This window comes from Streptomyces eurythermus (assembly GCF_014649115.1).
In the GTDB taxonomy this organism is placed as follows: domain Bacteria; phylum Actinomycetota; class Actinomycetes; order Streptomycetales; family Streptomycetaceae; genus Streptomyces; species Streptomyces eurythermus.
On record NZ_BMSK01000002.1, the window covers coordinates 126092 to 145222 of the forward strand.

Consider the following 19131-nt stretch of genomic DNA (forward strand, 5'->3'; position numbering starts at 1 on the left):
GAACCGACCGAAAGCGGGCCGTTGACATGACAACCGACGACCGGATCCGCCTCCACTGGTACCTGCCCAGCTCCGGGGAGACCCGGCAGTTCCGGCAGGGCGGCACCAACGTCGTGCTGCCCGACCGGGACTCCGCCGGGCCCGGGGGCTTCCGCGCACCGACCCTGTCCTACCTCACGGAGATCGCGCTGGCGGTGGAGGAGGCCGGGTGCACATCCGTACTCGTCCCGACCGGGTCCTCCTGTGAGGACCCCTGGATCGTCTCCTCCGTGCTCCTGGCGCACACCCGCACCCTCCGGTTCCTGGTGGCGCTGCACCCCCGCACCCAGCACCCGCTGCTGACCGCGCATCACGCGGCGACCTTCCAGCGGCTCGCCGGCCAGGGCCGCCTGGCGCTGAACGTGGTGACCGGTGAACCGGGGTGGGAGGCACGCCGTTACGGCGACCACGGCGACAAGGCCGCGCAATACGCCCGCACCGAGGAGTTCCTGCGGATCGTCCGGCCGCTGCTGGCGGGTGAGACGGTCGATCACACCGGGGAGTACTTCTCGACGCGGGACGCCTCCGTGACGGCCCCGGGGCGCGACCTGCCCGCGAAGCCGCCGGAGATCTGGTTCGGCGGGTCCTCGGAGTACGCCCGGCCGGTCGCCGCCCGGCACGCCGACGTCTACCTGAGCTGGCTGGAACCACTGGACATGATCATGGAGAAGACCAAGTGGCTGACCGAGGCGGTGCCCGAGGGCCGGCCGGCCCCGCGGTTCGGCCTGCGCGCCTGGCTGCTCAGCCGGGACACCGCCGAGCAGGCGTTCGCGGACGCCGAGCGGCATCTCGCCGGCCTCGACCCGGCCCACGCCGCACGGGCCCGCGCGCTGCTGGGTGCCCGCGACTCGGTCGGCCAGGCCAGGGGCCAGAGCCTCCTCGAAGGAGCCGGCGTCGAGGACCTGGACAGCCTCCACGTGGCGCCCAACCTCTGGGGCGGTTTCGGGCTCCTGGCCGGAGGCTCGGCACTGGCCTTCGTAGGCAGCCACGCCGAGGTCGCCGACCGGCTGGAGGAGTACCGCGACATCGGCGTGAGCGAGTTCATCCTCTCCGGTTTCCCGAACCTGGAGGAGGCCCACTGGCTCTCCGACGGCCTGGCACCCGAGTTGCGGAGGCGGGGACTGCTGGCACCGGGGTGAGTCTTCCGGCGTGGAACGGGCACATCCCCCGCCGTCCGCACCGGAGGAACGGCTCAGCCGCCTCCGGACGCGGCCGGCACCCCCCCGGCCCCGCTCGCGCGCCGCCCCCGTGGCGCTCGGGCGGGGCGGGCGCAAGCCCGGTGTGTGCCCGACCGCCTCACCCCTGCATACGACCCCGCAGGTCGACAAGAGGCCGCAGGCGTTCGAAACACCACCGCCCGGACCGGCCGGCACCTCACGGATACCTGGGTCATCCGGCGGTCAGTGTGGTCCACTTCTGGTTGGCGCCGCCGGTGCAGTCCCACAGCTGGAGCTGCGTGCCGTCGGCCGTGGAGAAGCCCGGGTCGTCGAGGCAGCGGCCGGAGGCGGGGTTGCGGTAGCCGCCGTTGTAGGGCTGCCAGACCTGGTTGGCGCCGCCGTGGCAGGACCAGATCTGCACCTTCGTACCGTTGGCCGTGCTCCCGCCGGCCGCGTCGAGGCACTTGCCCAGGGAACGCAGCGTGCCGTCGGTGTAGGCGGACCAGATCTGGTTGGCGCCGTTGCCGCAGCTCCAGATCTGGACGGCGGTCCCGTCGGCGCTGTTGGCGCCGCTGACGTCCAGGCACTTGCCGGCGATGCCGGACTGCACACGGGTGGGGGCGGGCGCCGGGTTCCTCAGCCACCCGGCGTTGTCCGCGGCCTGGACGCCGCGGTGGAAGGCGTCGGCCATCTTCTGGTAGCCGGCGTCGTTGGGATGCAGGGGATCGGCCAGGTCGGCCGTGGTCAGGCCGCTCATGTCCACGTACGCGACGTGCTTGCCCGCGGCCCGCGCGTCACTGACGATGCGGGAGGCGGCCTGGTTGTACGCGCCCCGGAACCGTTCCTCCGAGGCGCTGGTGGACACCACCAGGGAGGCGACGAGGACGGTCGCGTCGGGGACGTCGGCGGTGACCTGACCGACCAGCGAGCGCAGCCGGGCGACGGCGGTGTCGACCTCGGAGGCCCCCTGGAGGTCGTTGGTTCCGATGTGCAGGGTCACGACGTTGGGCCGGTAACGGGTCAGCGAGGCGTCGGCGAGTGCGGCGATCTGGTCGATGCGGTACCCGGAGTGGCCTTCGTTGTCGGGGTCGGACATCGGACCGTTGCGCACCGTGCCCACGAAGTCCAGCGGATGCCCGTCCGCCGCGAGCTCGTTCCACAACGGTCCCCGGTAGCCGTTGCCCGTGCTGCTCCCCACGCCCCAGGTTATGGAGTCGCCCAACGGCATGAGGCGTAAGGGGGTGTTGGAGGCGGCGGAGGCAGGGGTCACACCGGCCGTCGTGACCCCGAGCGCGGCGGCGACCAGCGTGACCAGGGTGAGGGTCCAGGACTTTCTCATGCACACGTCCTCTTCTGAGAGTGATGGCCGGGGCGACGGGACTGCTCGCCGTCCATGGATTGACGGGTAAGTTCGTCATATCGAACGTTGATTGGCCTATCGAGCAACCTGGATGATAGGCGGTCAGCGGGGTGCGTCAATCCTCCCCGCATGATTCGTCACGTACGCCGAAACCTTCGCAAGTGCGGGTTCCGGCGCCGCTACGGGCCCATTGGCCAACCGCCACAGCTCGATGCGCATGTGCGGCCCTTGCCGGCTGATCCGGCGAAGCCGGGAGGCCGGGCGGTGTTGACATGCCCGGAGGTCTCTCTAGTATCCGTGAGGCCCAACTTTCCGAATGCCGTTCGAAATTGCGAACCCTTCCACTCTCCACTGTCATGAGCCTGACATTCGATCGCGCGTCACCCAGCGCGTCACCCCGCGCGTCGCCCGCTCATGACGTGACGTTCCTCCGGGAAAGGAGCCCCCGGTGCTCAGACGATCGGGCGGACGACTGTTCCGCCTCCTCGCGACCGCCGCACTGACGGTCACTGCGTCCCTGACGGCCGCCTCTCACTCCACCGCCTCCGCCGCGCCGGGCAGCCCGGCGCTCACCCCGCCGTTGGGGTGGAACAGCTGGAACAGCTTCGGGTGCGGGATCACCGAGGCCCAGGTCCGCCAGGCCGCCGACGCGATGGTCTCCTCGGGCATGCGGGACGCCGGCTACCGGTATGTGGTGGTCGACGACTGCTGGTTCGACCCGCAGCGTGACGCGCAGGGCAACCTGCGGGCGAATCCCACCAAGTTCCCGAGCGGGATGAAGGCGCTCGGGGACTACATCCACGGCAAGGGCCTGAAGTTCGGCATCTACCAGGTGCCGAACGAGCGCACCTGCGCACAGGCCACGGGCGGCTACCCGGGGTCGACCGGCAGCAAGGGCCACGAGGCCCAGGACGCCGCCGCGTTCGCCTCCTGGGGCGTGGACTACCTCAAGTACGACTGGTGTTCCTCCAGCGGTACCCGTGACGAACAGGTCGCGCGGTTCACGCTCATGCGCGACGCGCTGCGCGCCACCGGCCGTCCGATCGTCTACAGCATCAACCCCAACAGCCTGCACGCCATCACCGGCTCCACGTACAACTGGGGCGAGGTCGCCGACCTGTGGCGGACGACCGAGGACCTGCTCGACATCTGGCAGAACGGCAACACCAACAGCTACCCGATGGGCGTCGGCAACGTCCTCGACGTCACCGCGCCGCTGGCGGCCCAGTCGGGCCCGGGCCACTTCAACGACCCCGACATGCTGGTCGTCGGCCGCCCGGGCCTGACGCTGACCGAGTCCCGCTCCCACTTCGCCCTGTGGGCCCTGCTGGGCGCCCCGCTGATGGCCGGCAACGACATCCGCACCATGTCCGCCGACGTGAGCGCCATCCTGCGCAATCCGCGTCTGCTGGCGGTGAACCAGGATCCGCTCGGTGCGGGAGGACGCAGGGTGCGCGACGACGGCGCCACCGAGGTGTTCGCCAAGCCGCTGTCGGACGGTTCGGTCGCGGTGGGCCTGTTCAACCGGGGCTCGGATGCCGCGACGGTCACCACCTCGCCCGCGCAAGTCGGCCTGTCCGGCGGGCCGTTCACCCTCACCGACCTGTGGACCGGCGGTACGTCGAGCACGTCCGGGCAGATCTCCGCGAACGTCCCCGCGCACGGCGTGGCCGTGTACCGGGTCAGCGGTGGCAGCCCGCTGGCCGCCACCACCTCCCGTCTGCGCGGCGGGGCGTCCGGCCGCTGCGCGGACGTGGACAACGCCTCCACCGCCGCCGGGGCCACGGTCCTGCTCTGGGACTGCCACACGGCCGCGAACCAGCTGTGGACCACGTGGGCGGGCGGCGAGATCCGGGTCTACGGCGACAAGTGCCTGGACGCCTACGACCAGGGCACCGCCAACGGCACCCGGGTCATCACCTGGCCCTGCAACGGCCAGGACAACCAGAAGTGGACCCTCGGCCCGGACGGGACGGTCCGCAACGTCCACGCCGGACTGTGCCTCGACACCGACCGCTCCGGCACCGCCAACGGAACCCCGCTGGTCCTGTGGACCTGCGACGGCCGGGCCGCCCAGAAGTGGTCCCGCCCATGAGGGACACCGCGCGGCAGCCGTCCGCCGACACCCCGAGGAGGTCACGATGACGATCCCGCCCGGGCGGTCGTCCGCCGGCGGCACGAGGCTCAGCCGGGCACTCGCCTGGACCCTGGGTCTGCTGCTGGCGTTCGCCGTCGTCCCCGCCGCGGTGGGGCCCACCCCGGCCAGGGCCGACAACCCGATCGTGCAGCACGTCTACACCGCGGATCCGGCCCCGCTGGTCCACAACGGACGGGTCTACCTCTACACCGGGCACGACGAGGACGGCTCCACGTACTACACCATGAAGGACTGGCGGGTGTGGTCCTCCGCCGACATGGTCAACTGGACCGACCACGGCTCACCGCTCAGCCTGGCCACCTTCGGCTGGGCGTCCGCCGACGCCTGGGCGGGCCAGGCCGTGCAGCGCGACGGCCGGTTCTACTGGTACGTGCCGGTGAAGAACCGGGCCACCGGCCGGATGGCCATCGGCGTGGCGGTGTCGGACAGCCCCACCGGCCCCTTCCGGGACGCCCTCGGCCATCCGCTGGTGGAGAACGGCGAGATCGACCCGACCGTCTTCATCGACGACGACGGCCAGGCCTATCTGTACTGGGGCAACCCGAACCTCTGGTACGTCAAGCTGAACGCCGACATGACCTCCTACTCGGGCGCCCCCACCAGGATCCCGCTCACCACCGCGGGATTCGGCACCCGCACCGGCGACCCCAACCGTCCCACCCTGTACGAGGAAGGACCCTGGGTCTACAAGCGGAACGGCCTGTACTACCTGGTGTTCGCGGCCAAGTGCTGCTCGGAGTTCATCGCCTACTCCACGGCGCCCGGTCCGACCGGACCCTGGACCTACCGCGGGACGGTCATGCCCACACAGGGCGGCAGCTTCACCAACCACCCCGGGATCGTGGACTTCAAGGGCAACTCGTACTTCTTCTACCACAACGGCGCGCTGCCGGGCGGCGGCGGCTTCACCCGCTCGGTCGCGGTGGAGCGGTTCTCCTACAACGCCGACGGCACGATCCCGACGATCAACATGACGAACGCCGGCGCACCGCAGACCGGCACGCTTAACCCGTACGTGCGCCAGGAGGCCGAGACGATCGCCTGGGGATCCGGGATCGAGACCGAACCGGCCAGTGACGGCGGAATGGACGTCGGCTACATCGACAACGGCGACTACATCAAGGTCAAGGGCGTGGCCTTCGGGGCGGGCGCCTCCTCCTTCACCGCGCGCGTCGCCTCGGGCAGCGGCGGCGGCACCGTCGAACTGCGGCTCGGCTCCCCGAACGGGACCGTCGTGGGCCGGTGCGCCGTGCCCCCCACCGGTGGCTGGCAGACCTGGACCTCGGTGACCTGCCCGGTCAGCGGCGCCACGGGAACCCAGGACCTCTACCTGCGCTTCACCGGCGGCAGCGGCTACCTGTTCAACGTCGACTGGTGGCGATTCGCCCCTGCCGCGTCCTGACCCGGCACAAGGCGATGCCCGAACAGAACGGAAGGTGCGTGATGACAAGGACGAGATCCCTCTTATGGCCCGGCCTGCTCGCGGTGTTGCTGGTCCTCGGCACGGGCGGCACGGCACTGGGCCGCGCCGCTGCCGCCGCCCCCGCCAGAACCGCCGCCGCACCCGTCGACGCGGCTGCCGCGAGTGCCGGATGCGGCAAGGCACCGACACTGACGAGCGGCACGTACACGATCCAGAGCGGCGGCAGGAACCGGAGCTTCATCCTGCGGGTCCCCGACGGCTACGACCGCAACCGCCCGTACCGGCTGGTCTTCGGCTTCCACTGGCTGGGCGGCACCTCCACCGACGTCGCCACCGGCCGCACCGTGGACCCGGGCACCTGGGCCTACTACGGGCTCCAGCGACTGGCGGACAACAGCGCCGTCTTCGTCGCGCCCCAGGGACTCGACAACGGCTGGGCCAACACCGGCGGGCAGGACATCACCTTCGTCGACGACATGATCCAGCGGATCGAGACGGACCTGTGTGTCGACCAGACACAGCGCTTCGCCCTGGGGTTCAGCTACGGCGCCGCCATGTCGTACTCGCTCGCGTGTTCCCGTGCGACCGTCTTCCGCGCGGTCGCGGTCCAGAGCGGCGGGGTGCTCAGCGGCTGCGCCGACGGCACCCGGCCCATCGCCTACCTCGGAGTGCACGGGCTCAGGGACAACGTCCTCGGCATCTCCGGCGGCCGGGAGATGCGGGACAGGTTCGTCAGGAACAACGGCTGCACCGCCCAGAACCCGCCCGAGCCGGCCCAGGGCAGCCTGACACACCGGGTCACCGCCTACTCGGGCTGCTCGGCCGGCCATCCGGTCGTCTGGGCCGCGTTCGACGAAGGGCACATCGCCGCTCCGCAGGACGGGGCCCCGGGGGACAGCGGCTCCAGGACCTGGCTGCCGCAGGAGATCTGGAAGTTCTTCACGCAGTTCCAGACCTCCACCCCGCCCCCGGGGACGGCGACCTGCCAGGTCACCAGCACCGTGAACGCGTGGAACACCGGCCTGACCGCGAACCTCACCCTCACCAACACCGGCACGACCGCGATCGACGGCTGGTCCCTCGCCTTCACCCTGCCCGAGGGCCAGACCATCACCTCCGGCTGGAACGCCGACTACTCGCCCGCCTCCGGCCGGGTGACGGCCAGGAACGTCTCCCACAACGCCACCCTCGCTCCCGGCGCGTCGGTCGACATCGGCTTCCAGGCCACCCACACCGGCAACACCGCGGCGCCGGGCTCCTACGCCCTCAACGGCACAGCCTGCGGCTGACCGGGAGGCCACCGAGCGCCGGCCGGTGAACTCCGGCCGCCGCGACGCCGCCACCCCCGGCCCGCTGTCCCGGGGCCGGGGGTGACGACGTACGCGAGGGAGCACATCGACGGCGGCCGGGCCGGGGTGGTCCCCGGTGACCCCCGCGTGATTGTGAGGATGCCGTGGTGGCCGAATGGCGACCTGTCGCCGCGTCCCCGGCCTCTCTACCCTCCCGTATCCATGACAGCAGGACACCAGGAAACGACCCGCAGACGGTTCCTCGCGGGTGCCGGGGGCACGGTGGGCGCCCTCGCCTTGGCGCCGGTTGCCGCCGCCCACGCCGCTGCCGCCGCCCCCGCCGGCAAGCACGTCGCCGTCCTCGGCGGCGGCGTCGCCGGACTCAGCGCCGCCCACGAACTCGCCGAACGCGGCTACACCGTCACCGTCTACGAGTACTACGACGTGCTCGGCGGCAAGGCGCGCTCGATGGACGTACCGGGAACCGGCACCGGCGGCCGCAGACCCCTGCCCGGGGAACACGGCTTCCGCTTCTTCCCGGGCTTCTACCGGAACCTGCCGGACACCATGCGCCGCATCCCCTTCCCCGGCAACCCGGGCGGCGTCCACGACAACCTCCGCAACGGCACCGAGGCACTCTTCGCCCGCGAAGCCGGCCGCCCGGACCTCCACTTCCCGTTGCGGCGGGTCACCACCCCGCCCGCACCCGGCGACATCACCCCGTCGTGGATCCGCGACCAGATCCTCTCCGTCCTCGACCTGGGCAGCCGGCTGCCCGCGCACGAGGCCGCCTACTTCGCCGGCCGTGTCCTCGTCCACCTCACCAGCTGCGACGCGCGCCGCGAGGACCAGTGGGAGAAGACCCCCTGGTGGCACTTCATCCGCGCCGAGCGGATGAGCGAGGAGTACCGCACCCTGCTCGGCATCGGACAGACCCGCAACCTCGTCGCCACCCGCGCCGAGGTCGCCTCCACCCGCACCGTCGGCCGCGTCATCATCGAGGCGCTGCTGCTGTGGGGCCTGCTGGGCCGCGGCATGGACGGTGACGCGGACATCGACCGGGTGCTCAACGCCCCGACCAGCGAGGCGTGGATCGACCCCTGGACCACTCATCTGCGCTCCCTGGGCGTCCGGTTCGTCCTCGGCACGGAGGTGCGGGAGGTCCTCTACGACGGTGGGCGCGTCACCGGCGTACGGGTCTCGGCCCGTGACGGGAGCGGCGAACGCACCGTCACCGCCGACCACTACATCAGCGCCATGCCCGTCGAGCACGCCCGGCGGACCTGGGGTGCCGCGCTGCGCGCGGCCGACCCGCAGCTCGCCCGGTGCGACGCGCTGCAGACGGACTGGATGACCGGTGTGCAGTTCTATCTGCGCACGCCGGCACCCGTCGTCCACGGACACATCAACTGCCTCGACTCCCCGTGGTCGGTGACCGCGATCGGGCAGGCGCAGTTCTGGGACGTACGGGACTTCCCGGCGGACTACGGCGACGGACGCGCCCACGACTGCCTGTCGGCGATCGTCTCGGAGTGGGACAAGCCCGGGATCCTGTACGGCAAGACGGCCCGCGAGTGCACGCGCGAGGAGGTCGTCGAGGAGTGCTGGGCCCAGCTGAAGGACGCCCTGAACGACTCCGGCAAGACGACCCTCAGGGACGCCGACCGGATCGCCTGGTTCATGGATCCGGCCGTCACCGGACTCGGCGGCCCCGATCCGCAGAACCGGGAACCGCTCCTGGTCCACCCCGCGGGCACGCTGTACAACCGCCCGTCGGCGCGGACCGCCGTGCCGAACTTCTTCCTCGCCGGGGACTACGTCCGCACCGACGTGGACCTGGCGACGATGGAGGGCGCCAACGAGTCGGCGCGGCGGGCCGTCAACGCGCTGCTCGACCGGGACGGTTCGGACGCCGAACGCTGCCGGATCTGGGAGCTGTACCGCCCCCAGGAGCTGGAGCCCCTCAAACGCGTCGACGAGGTGCGCTACCGGCTCGGCCTGCCCAACACCTTCGACCTGGGCTGACGTGCGCGAAGCCACCCCGGGCGGACGGGGCGGTCACCGCGGCAGCCGTGGTCCGGCCATCTGTCACCCCATCAGGCCGACTATGCGCGACATCCGCCACGGCCGCGCCAAACGCTCGTAGAGTCGGGCCAGTTGACGGGAAGGATGCACGATGTCCCATGATCTGACCGAACTGGCGCGTGTCGGCCGTGCGCTGGAGGAGGCACATTCCCTGCTGGAGACCGAACGCGAACGCCTGGAACAACAGCACGGTCGGACACCGTACGACGCCATCGCGGGCAGCCCCGCGCAGACACTGCACGGCATCACGGACCTTTCCCGGTCCATGTCCACGGCGCTCGAACAACTCGCCCTGGCCGCCGGCTACCTCGCCCTCGGCATGGACGAGCGAGGCACCCGGGCGCTCGCGATGGCACGGAGGGAACCGCTGTCCTTCCCGTCCGGCGCGGACCGCATGGCACGCCCGCTCGGCGAAGCCACCGTGCAGGCGATGGAGCTGATCCGCGACCTCGGCTTCTTCCCCGAGGAGACCGCGATCGCGATCGACGTGGCCCTCGCCGCTCCCCAGGCGACCTACCCGCCGGCCGACTGGAGCACCTACCACCGCCAGGAACGCACCTGGCCCGAAGGAGACTGACCCACCGCCCCGGGCGTCCGTTGTGCGTTCGGGTCAGCGGCGGATGAGGCCCAGGTCGGTGGCGACGGCGACGGCGGCGGTGCGGGACTCGACGCCGAGCTTGGCGTAGACGCGGGCCAGGTGGGACTTGACCGTGCCTTCGGCCAGGTGGAGACGGTCGCCGACGGCCTGGTTGGACAGGCCGTCGGCGACCAGGGCGAGGACCTCGGTCTCGCGCCGGGTCAGGGCGGTGCCGGGGGCGCGCAGCCGGTGCATCAGCCGGTCGGCGACGGTGGGTGCCAGTGTGGTGCGTCCGGCGGCCGCGGTACGTACGGCGGCGGCCAGGTCCTCGGGCGGGGCGTCCTTGAGGAGGTAGCCGGTGGCTCCGGCCTCGATGGCGGGCAGGGTGTCGGCGTCGGAGTCGTAGGTGGTGACGATCAGGACCCGGGGGGCTCCGGGCCGTGCGGTGATCCGGGCGGTGGCTTCGGCGCCGCCCATGCCCTTGCCGAATCGCAGGTCCATCAGCACCACGTCGATATCGCCTTCGGCGGCGCGGGTGACGGCGTCCTCGGCGGTGGCGGCCTCGGCCACGACGACGAGGCCGGGTTCGGTCTCCAGCACGGCGCGCAGCCCGGCCCGTACCACGGGGTGGTCGTCGGCCAGGAGCAGACGGATGGGGGTGGCGTCGGTCACGGGCGGGCCTCCGGCTGGATCCGGGCCGGCGGGGTGAGGGGCAACCGGGCGGCCAGGGCGGTTCCGTGGCCGGGGGCGGAGGTGACGGTGAGGGTGCCGCCGAGGGCATGGGCGCGGGCGCGCATGGCGGCCAGTCCGAAGCCGCCGGCTTCCGGGTCGGGGGCGGGAAGCCGGCCGGGGTCGAAGCCACGTCCGTCGTCGACGATGTCGAGGGCGACGTGATCGCCGAGGTAGCCGAGGGTGACGTCGGCGCTGGTGGCCCCGGCGTGGCGGACGGTGTTGGCGAGGGCGGACTGGGCGATGCGCAGCAAGGCGACCTCCTGGGCGGTGGTGAGCGGGGCGGGGTCGCCGGTGAGGCGGAGGCGTGCGGTGAGGCGGTGCCGTGCGGAGGTGGTGGCACACAGGCGCTCCAGGGCGCCGGCCAGGGTGGTGCCCTCCAGCGTGGGCGGGGTGAGGGCGGCGACGAAGCGGCGGGCCTCGGCGAGATTGTCGACGGCGGCCTGCCGTGCCTGGTCGACGTAGCGGGCCGCGTTCTGTGGCGCCTGCGGCAGCGCGCGTTCGGCGGCGCGCAGCAGCAGCTGGATGCTGGACAGGCCCTGGGCCAGGGTGTCGTGGATCTCGCGGGCCAGCCGGTCGCGTTCGGCGAGCACGCCGGCGGTGTGCTGGGCGGCGGCCAGATCGGCGCGGGTGGCGGTGAGTTCCTCGATCAGCCCGCGGCGGTGTTCGCTCTCCCGGTACAGGGCCTCGTACCCCCACACCACAGCGACCGCCACGGCGGCGCCGAGGGCCGGGCCGATGGCCATGGCGGGGCTGAAGGAGTGCTGGTGGGCGGCGAAGCCCGCGATGGCCGCCAGGGCGGTGGCGGCCACGGCCGCCAGTCCGGCGCGGCGGGGCAGCAGGTGCAGCTGGAGGAAGTACAGCGGGAAGGCCACCCACACGGCGTCGGGGGACAGGGCGAGCAGCATCAGCCAGCAGGCGCCCACGACGGCCAGCCACAGCGCGGCGGCCCGCCGTGAGCGGCGTACGCGCGGCAGGACGGGCCCGGCCGCGTACACCAGGCCGCACACGGCCGACGCGGCGACGACCACCCCGGCATGGGGCCGGCCGCCGGTCACGGCACGGCCGGCGGCCAGCGCGAGCAGGCCGATGACCAGCAGGTGCAGGCACCAGGCCAGGGCCCGGGTGGTCGGGGTCGGGGCGGGAGCAGCGGTGTTCACAGTACGTCCCAGGTTACGGAGACGGACGGCCCGGGACCTCCATCGAAAGTTAGAACCCGCGTGCGGACTTTCGGCCCGCCAAGTGCCGTCCTGCGCCGGACGCGCGCCCAGGGGGTTGGCGGCGATGGTGGGGTCCTACCGCTTTCACCGCCGGAAAGGACAGGCCAGGGCCGTGTTCGTCGCCTGGAGAGACCTGAAGTTCGCCAAGGGGCGCTTCGCCCTGATGGGGAGTGTCATCGCGCTGATCACCCTGCTGGTCGGGCTGCTGTCCGGGCTCACGGCCGGACTGGGGCAGCAGAACGTCTCCGCGATCACGGAACTGCCCGCAGACAAGATCGCCTTCCAGGATCCCGGTGGCGGGCAGGACCTGTCGTATGCCGACTCCACCGTCACCGAACGGCAGTGGCGGCAGTGGGCCGGGGCCCCCGGCGTCGAGAGCGCCGAACCGCTGGGCATCACCACCACCAAGGCCACCGCGGCAGGCAGGAGCACCGGGGTCTCGGCCTTCGGCGTCGAACCCGGCTCCCGCCTCGCACCGCACAGCGACAAGATCACCGGCAGTACGGTGGTGCTGTCCACCGCGGCCGCCGACGACCTCGGCGTGCGCGTCGGCGACTCCCTCGCCCTGGCGGGCCGGCGGCTGGAGGTGGCCGCCGTCGAGGGCGAGGCCCACTTCAGCCACACCCCGGTGATCTGGACCAGCCTGGACATCTGGCGGAAGACCGCGCCGCCGACGGGCTACGGCCAAGGCCCGAGCGCCACCGTCATCGCCCTGAACACCACCTCCCGGGCCGACACGGCGGCCGTCGACCGGCAGGCCGGCACCCGAACGGTCGCCACCGGCGACTCCCTGTCCGCGATCGGCTCCTACACCTCCGAGAACGGCTCCCTGCAACTGATGCGCGGCTTCCTGTTCGCCATCTCCGCCCTCGTCATCGGCGCCTTCTTCACCGTCTGGACCGTCCAGCGCAGCGGCGACGTCGCCGTCCTCAAGGCCCTGGGCGCCTCCACCACGGATCTCCTCAAGGACGCCCTCGGCCAGGCCGCCGTCCTGCTCACCGGCGGCACCCTGATCGGCACCGGCGGCGCCGCCGCCCTCGGCGCCCTGGTATCCGGCTCCGCCGTGCCGTTCCTGCTCACACCCGCCACCGTCGTGCTCCCGGCCACCGTGAACATCCTCCTCGGCGTCCTCGGAGCCGCCCTGTCCATCCGCCGCATCACCTCCGTCGACCCGCTGAGCGCCCTGGGGAGCGCCCGATGAGCCTGCACCTGACCGACGTCACTCTCACCTACCCCGACGGCGACGGCCGCCTGACCGCCCTGGACCGGGTCAGCCTCGATGTCCCCCGGGGCACCCTGACCGTCGTGGCCGGCCCCTCCGGCTCCGGCAAGTCCAGTCTCCTCGCCGTCGCCGCCACCCTGATCACCCCCGACACCGGCACCGTCGCCGTCGACGGCCGGACCACCTCGGGCCTGTCCCGCGGCGAACTCACCGCACTGCGCCGCCACAAGATCGGCATCGTCTTCCAGCAGCCCAATCTGCTGCCCTCCCTCACCGCCGCCGAGCAGCTCCAGGTCATGGCCCGGATCGCCGGCCGTACACCCCGTACCGCCCGCGCCCGCGCGCTGGAACTCCTCGACGCCGTCGGCCTGGCCGGTCAAGCCGCGCGGCGACCCCATCAGCTCTCCGGCGGCCAGCGCCAGCGCGTCAACATCGCCCGCGCGCTGATGAACGACCCCACCGTGCTCCTGGTCGACGAACCCACCAGCGCCCTCGACCATGAACGGGGCGCCGCCGTCGTCGACCTGATCACCCGCCTCACCCACCAGCGGGGCACCGCCACCGTCCTGGTCACCCACGACCGCACCCACCTCACCGCCGCCGACCGGCTCGCCGAGGTCCACGACGGCCGGCTCCACCTGGCGGCGTCGCCCGAGGGCACCGGCGGGGCGGATCGCCAACCATGACGTGGGGCGAGGCAGAGCAGGACCTGGGTGTGGTGCCTGCCCTGGGCGATCTTCTTGTCGTAGCGGGCCCGGGAGACCGGGTCGCCCGGACCGGCGAACAATGAGGCGGCCGGGCTCGAGACGATCAGCGAGGCCGCCTCGGTCCCCGGAACGGTTACGGTCTGCTCGTCCGACGCGGCGAAGACGTCCTCGACAAGCCGCTCGGCCACCCGCGGTGCCTTCCGCTACGCTCGATCTCGCCCGGGGCTCGGGGAGCAGGAATACGCGTACGGGATGCCGGGCCGGGGCCTGGGAGCGGTGCCGGACGGCCTGACCGTGGCGACAAGGGATGCGTGGGCCACCGAAGGGTGGGGGACGGGTGAGGAATCGGACCACGTTGCGGGTGGGTTCGCGTAGGTCACGGCCCGGTACCTCACGCGGGACAGCGGACACCGCCGCCGAGCCGTGGTGGAGGAAGCACGGACGGCTGCTCTATCTCGGGGTCGGCATACCTGTGATCGGCGCGGTGCTGACCGCCCTCGCCCTCAACGGCCTGGGCCTGGGCGGCGAGTCCGAATCCGCCGTGCCCGCCGCTACAGGCAGCCCCTCGGCGAGTCCTGCGTCCGCGCCGTTCACCGTGTCCGCCCGGCAGGACGGCGATGACGGCGGCTGCACGGCCCTGGAGGACAGGATCTCCTCGCCGCGGGACCGGGCCGAGATCGTGACCGGCGGTGACGTGGCCGGGGTCGTCCGGCGCCATCGTGGCGCACGGGCCGGTGAACTCACCACCGAACTCACGATCGAAGGCGGTACACGGCCCCTCACCATCACTTCGATCGATATCGAGCCCGAACAGCCGCGTCCCGCACCGCCGTTCGCCGGAACGCTGCTCTGCGAGGAGAGCGCCGGAGGTGAGCCGAAGATCCAACTGTACGCAGACCTGGACAGCACCCGACCGGTGTTCCTGAACGGGAAGGGCTCGGCCGATCGATACTTCGACGAGCACGTCGTCACGCTCGCGCCGGGCGAGCAGGTCAACCTGTCGGCGACTTTTGTGGCCGTGAAGGGGTCCCGCGAGTTCCGGCTGGTCGTCCGCTATGTGCGGAACGGGAAGGAGGGCGCGGTCTCCGTGCCTGCCCCGCGCGGGAGCCGGTACGCGGTGACCGGATACGCCGCGGAGTACGGGGCCGTGTACTCGGGGGCGCCGAACGGAGGGTTCCGGCTCGAGGACGACTCCCGGCCCTGCCGATGGTCTCCCGCGGCGCCATGCTGACCGGCGGTGCTCATCGCTCCGGGGAAGGCCCGCAAGAACCTGGGAAGGCCCGCGAAGTTCCGGAAAGTTCTGGGAAACGGGGAGTTGGATGGCACGTCGGAGTTCGCGTACGGACCTGCGTGCGGCGGGAGCGGGCCTGCTGGCCGTCGTGCTGCTGGTGCTGCTGATCGGCGACGCGAGGACCGCCGGCAAGCCGTCCGGGCCTCCCAACACCCTGGAGGTGGCCTGGTCGTACGTGGCCACCGGGCGGGCGCTGGACGCATACGACGTACCACCAGCCCTCAGCGACGAGGCGTTGGCGATTCCCGTAGGCCGCTCCGTCCTCGTCGTGGACACCCGGAGCGGCCGGCTCCTCTCCACCGTGAACGGCTTCGCGGAGGAGACCCCCGACCTGGGGCTGTCGGGCGGTGTGCTCTTCCTCGTGGACACCCAGGACCACTTCAAGGACACCTTGCGGGCGTACGATCCCGCGACCGGGCGCGAGCTGTGGCGGCGCAGGGCGGTCCCCGGGCCGGACGGGAAGGGGGCCGGCAACTTCGTCGGCGGAGGCGTTCTCCTGGCGGACCGGGGACCGGTGGTCGTGGACGGCGACCGGGTACTGGCCCTTGAGCCGCGTACCGGCGCGGTCCGGTGGAATGTCCGGTTGGACACCCACTGCGCCGACCCCGACCCCTACGTGGACGTGCCCTACCGCATGGCGGAGACGGCGGCCCGTCTTCTCCTGCTCCGTCACTGCCCGGGCGAGACCGCGGAGCTCCGGGCGGTGGACGAGCGGGACGGGAGGTCCGTATGGCGAAAGCGGCTGGGGCGTGGGCGGGACATCAGTGTCAGTGCGGCGGACGGGGCCCTCGGCGTACGCGTGGACAACGAGTTCCGGTTGCTCACGGAACCGGGTGAGGAGATCCTGCGGCAGGCGGAGTTCGGCTATCCGGTGGGGGAGGAACAGGGGGTCGTGTACGCGGGAGTCGGCCAGGAACTGCGGGCCTTCCGGGCGGACACCGGGAAGCCCGCCTGGAATCGTGCTCGCCCTCTGACCGGCGTCGCCTTCATGGGGGACGGGCTGATCGTGGAAGACACGAGCACGGACGGCTCGTACTCCGGTGACGCGCGCTGGTCCGTCGGGGACGCTGCCGGCCAGGGGCCCGGAGCCAGCAACCTCGTGGCTCTTGACGGCCGCCGGACCGCCTCGGTGCCCTGGCCGGTCGCCGGGACGCTGCTGGGGGCGAGCGGGGAACTGCTCGTGGTCCGCAGTGAGGAGGCGAAGGGGACTCGCTATACCGGACTGCGGCCGGGGCATCGCGCCAAGGACGCGGCCCGGCCCGTCGCACTGGGAGGATCGGAACCGCGACACTGGCCCGACGCCTGCGGTCTGGTGGACGCCGGACTTCTCTCGGAACTCGCCCCGGACTATCTCAGGCTGCCGGAGAAGCAGAGTCGCACCGTTCGCGGAGTCCGGCTGCCACACCCGAGCGTGTGCCGCTTCGCCACGGAGTCCGGTGACAGCGGCGACGACGTCTTCTCCGTCACCGTGCGCTGGGCCGCGCCCGACGCGACGGCCGCCCGGACGTACGCGGCCAGCGCGATCCCTTGGGGCTGCGCCCCGCCACTCGGCGGGTGTGTGACTGCCGAGATCGAGGAGCCGCGGAGCGGGGTCTGGCTGTACACCTACCGCACGGGCCTGGAGGCGAGGCCCGTGGCCCACGCCACCGTGGTGTCCGGCCGGTACGTCCTCGGGGTTGCCGCGGGCGAGGACGTACCGGCGCACAGGGCGCTGGTCCGGCGGGTCGCCCTGCACCTGTCCGAGCGGGGCGGGCGCCGCGAATGAGACACGAAGCGGCTGGGACACGAGTCCGGTTTGCTCCATGTCAGCCCGTTCCTGGGGAAGCCGACCCGGAGGAAGCCGGTGCTCGCCGAGGGAGCGCGTGGGGCGACCCGTCGAGGCCGCCCCACGCCGCGCTAGTTGCTCTGCTTCCTGATGTAGGAGAAAGCAGACATGCCGGCGCCGTAGGTGAAGGCCAGCGTGCCACCGCCGGCACCCATGGCCGCGGTCAGAGGAACGCCCACGGCAGCACGCCGTCCCGGCCGGAACGGAGCATTCCGACGCTACCAACGCGCGCCGGTGTACGGACCGTTCCCGCCCGCCATCACCCGCCCGGCTGGACACCGGCACGGGAAGGGGCCCGGGCGCTCGGTGAGCGCGGGGACACGAGGTGACCAGCCGATGCGGTTCACGGAATCGTCAAGCCGTGCCCAAACCGGTGGCCGAGTCCGCTGCGTCCGGGAAACACTCGCACCGCATCCGTCGTGCGACTGGGCTCCCGTCGCGGTCAGCCGCCACCGCGAAGGCGCCGGCACAACTGTTGGCTTACCAAATGAATGCGATCAGCAAGCTGAATGCCAGGGGGCGAAGCAATATGTCCTTTCCCGCTCGCATCGACGTCCACCAGCACATCGTTCCGCCTGTGTGGGCCGAGACCCTCGCCGCGCAGGGCCTGGACTCCGGCGGCTGGGCCATCCCGGGCTGGAGCCCCAAGAGCGCGATCGCGATGATGGACGAGCAGGGCATCGCCACCGGCGTCCTGTCCGTCACCGCTCCCGGCGTCCACCTCGGCGACGACGCGCAGGCCCGGGATCTCGCCCGCGTCGTGAACGACTACGGCGCCGAGGTCGTCAAGGATCACCCCGACCGCTTCGGCCTCTTCGCCAGCATCCCGCTGCCCGATGTCGACGCCGCCGTGGCGGAGGCCGTCCACGCGCTGGACACCCTGCACGCCGACGGCGTCGTACTGATGTCCAACGTCCGTGGCCGCTACCTCGGCGACCCCGACTTCGAACCGCTGTGGGCCGAGCTCGACCGCCGCGGCGCAAACGTCTTCGTCCACCCCGCCCAGCCCCCGATGGACCTGCTCCCGGGCACCCCCGCCCCGCTCGCCGACTTCGTCTTCGACACGACGCGCAGCGCCTTGAACCTGGTCCTGAACGGCGTCATGCACCGCTACCCGAACGTACGGGTGATCCTCTCCCACGGCGGTGGCTTCCTCCCTTACGCCGCGTACCGCTTCACCGGCCTGACCTCCATCGTCGTCGACCGGGAGCGCACGGCCGAGGACATCCTGCGCGACCTGAAGCGGTTCTACTTCGACACCGCCTTGTCCGCCAGTCCCAGCGCCTTGCCCGCCCTGCTCGCCTTCACCGAACCCGGCCACGTCCTCTACGGCAGCGACTGGCCCTTCGCTCCGCAGGACGCCGGCAGCTACTACAACCACCACCTGGAGACCTACCCCGACTACGCCCCGGGCCAGGCCGCCGCCATCGACCGCAAGAACGCCGAGACCCTCTTCCCCCGCCTCGCCCGCTGACCCCGCGGACAAGGCACCGTGAAAGAGAGCGACTACTACTCGGCCTACGTCCTTTTCCGTATCGGAGTCACTGGCCAGAAGCTGTTTTCCTGCTCTCCATTGAGGCCGTCGGCGCGCGTCCGGGGACTGTGGCGGGCCCGCTGAACCACCCCCGTTTCCGGCCGCCCGCATTCCGCCTCCGGAGGAGCCCGGCTGTCGCTACTGTGGATTTCACGCCGCCCAGACAGGGCGGGCAGAGGCGGGGGGATCGTATGTCACGTCCTGGGGAGATCGGCCTGGCGGACGCGGTGGCGGCGATACGCGAGGAACTGCTGGCGGCGGCCGAGAGCGGGAACGGCCAGGACCTGCAGTTCACCGTGGGGCCCGTGGACCTGGAGTTCACCGTCGTACTGCGTGCCGACACCACCGTGAAAACCGGCTTCCGCGCCTGGGTGCTGTCCGCCGACGCCGAGGTGGGAGTGGGCGGGGAACGCACCCAGCGCATCGCCTTCACCCTCACTCCCCGCTACGCCGACGGCCGGGACCTCTCCGTGCGCGGCGGCTGGAACCGGCCCGCGGGCCCCGGCACCCGCTGA

The 19131-nt window shown here is 71.9% G+C and carries 15 protein-coding genes and 1 pseudogene; 12 read left to right on the plus strand and 4 right to left on the minus strand.

The features are described from left to right. Nucleotides 1-26: 26 nt before the first annotated feature. Nucleotides 27-1178: an LLM class flavin-dependent oxidoreductase gene (locus tag IE251_RS03330; protein WP_189751397.1), complete on the plus strand. Its 1152-nt coding sequence runs from the start codon at nt 27-29 to the stop codon at nt 1176-1178. A gap of 250 nt (nt 1179-1428) precedes the next feature. Here the strand turns inward: IE251_RS03330 and IE251_RS03335 are convergent, their stop codons facing one another. Continuing rightward, entirely contained in the window at nt 1429-2535 is a 1107-nt protein-coding gene (locus IE251_RS03335) for a ricin-type beta-trefoil lectin domain protein (protein WP_189751398.1), read from the minus strand. Between the two features lie 469 nt (nt 2536-3004). On the opposite strand from IE251_RS03335, the gene IE251_RS03340 reads away from it, so the two are divergent. The 5 genes from IE251_RS03340 to IE251_RS03360 all read left to right on the plus strand — a co-directional run bounded on the left by IE251_RS03340 (nt 3005) and on the right by IE251_RS03360 (nt 10088). After that, entirely contained in the window at nt 3005-4651 is a 1647-nt protein-coding gene (locus IE251_RS03340) for a glycoside hydrolase family 27 protein (RefSeq protein WP_189751399.1), read from the plus strand. 46 nt (nt 4652-4697) lie between these two features. Beyond that, nucleotides 4698-6116, plus strand: coding sequence for a glycoside hydrolase family 43 protein (locus IE251_RS03345; RefSeq protein WP_229896561.1), 1419 nt, complete (start codon nt 4698-4700; stop codon nt 6114-6116). 41 nt (nt 6117-6157) lie between these two features. After that, nucleotides 6158-7426, plus strand: coding sequence for a CE1 family esterase (locus IE251_RS03350; RefSeq protein ID WP_189751400.1), 1269 nt, complete (start codon nt 6158-6160; stop codon nt 7424-7426). Between the two features lie 222 nt (nt 7427-7648). Continuing rightward, nucleotides 7649-9451 (plus strand): hydroxysqualene dehydroxylase, encoded by a 1803-nt coding sequence (locus tag IE251_RS03355; RefSeq protein WP_189751401.1) that lies wholly within the window; start codon nt 7649-7651, stop codon nt 9449-9451. Nucleotides 9452-9602: 151 nt separating this feature from the next. Continuing rightward, the gene (locus IE251_RS03360; protein ID WP_189751402.1) at nt 9603-10088 is read left to right on the plus strand and encodes a hypothetical protein; all 486 of its coding nucleotides are present in this window, start codon (nt 9603-9605) and stop codon (nt 10086-10088) included. A gap of 33 nt (nt 10089-10121) precedes the next feature. On the opposite strand, the gene IE251_RS03365 is transcribed toward IE251_RS03360, so the two are convergent. Together IE251_RS03365 and IE251_RS03370 are read right to left on the minus strand one after the other, a co-directional pair. Next, nucleotides 10122-10760, minus strand: a complete 639-nt coding sequence (locus tag IE251_RS03365) for a response regulator (protein ID WP_189751403.1) — start codon at nt 10758-10760, stop codon at nt 10122-10124. Beyond that, nucleotides 10757-11977: a sensor histidine kinase gene (locus tag IE251_RS03370; RefSeq protein WP_189751404.1), complete on the minus strand. Its 1221-nt coding sequence runs from the start codon at nt 11975-11977 to the stop codon at nt 10757-10759. Before IE251_RS03370 ends, IE251_RS03365 begins: the two co-directional genes overlap by 4 nt. Before the next feature lie 172 nt (nt 11978-12149). On the opposite strand from IE251_RS03370, the gene IE251_RS03375 reads away from it, so the two are divergent. Both IE251_RS03375 and IE251_RS03380 read left to right on the plus strand, forming a co-directional pair. Beyond that, nucleotides 12150-13238, plus strand: a complete 1089-nt coding sequence (locus IE251_RS03375; RefSeq protein WP_189751405.1) for an ABC transporter permease — start codon at nt 12150-12152, stop codon at nt 13236-13238. Continuing rightward, entirely contained in the window at nt 13235-13945 is a 711-nt protein-coding gene (locus IE251_RS03380; protein WP_189751406.1) for an ABC transporter ATP-binding protein, read from the plus strand. The genes IE251_RS03375 and IE251_RS03380 overlap by 4 nt, the downstream gene beginning before the upstream one ends. A 98-nt stretch (nt 13946-14043) precedes the next feature. Here IE251_RS03380 and IE251_RS40600 read toward each other — a convergent pair. Then, a pseudogene (locus IE251_RS40600) lies at nt 14044-14166 on the minus strand (IS110 family transposase); the annotation flags it as partial. Between the two features lie 284 nt (nt 14167-14450). Here IE251_RS40600 and IE251_RS03385 point away from each other — a divergent pair. The 4 genes from IE251_RS03385 to IE251_RS03400 all read left to right on the plus strand — a co-directional run bounded on the left by IE251_RS03385 (nt 14451) and on the right by IE251_RS03400 (nt 19131). After that, nucleotides 14451-15197: a hypothetical protein gene (locus IE251_RS03385; protein ID WP_189751407.1), complete on the plus strand. Its 747-nt coding sequence runs from the start codon at nt 14451-14453 to the stop codon at nt 15195-15197. 88 nt (nt 15198-15285) lie between these two features. Beyond that, entirely contained in the window at nt 15286-17022 is a 1737-nt protein-coding gene (locus IE251_RS03390) for an outer membrane protein assembly factor BamB family protein (RefSeq protein ID WP_189751408.1), read from the plus strand. 589 nt (nt 17023-17611) lie between these two features. Further along, nucleotides 17612-18556, plus strand: a complete 945-nt coding sequence (locus IE251_RS03395; protein ID WP_189751409.1) for an amidohydrolase family protein — start codon at nt 17612-17614, stop codon at nt 18554-18556. Nucleotides 18557-18807: 251 nt separating this feature from the next. Further along, entirely contained in the window at nt 18808-19131 is a 324-nt protein-coding gene (locus tag IE251_RS03400; protein WP_189751410.1) for a trypco2 family protein, read from the plus strand.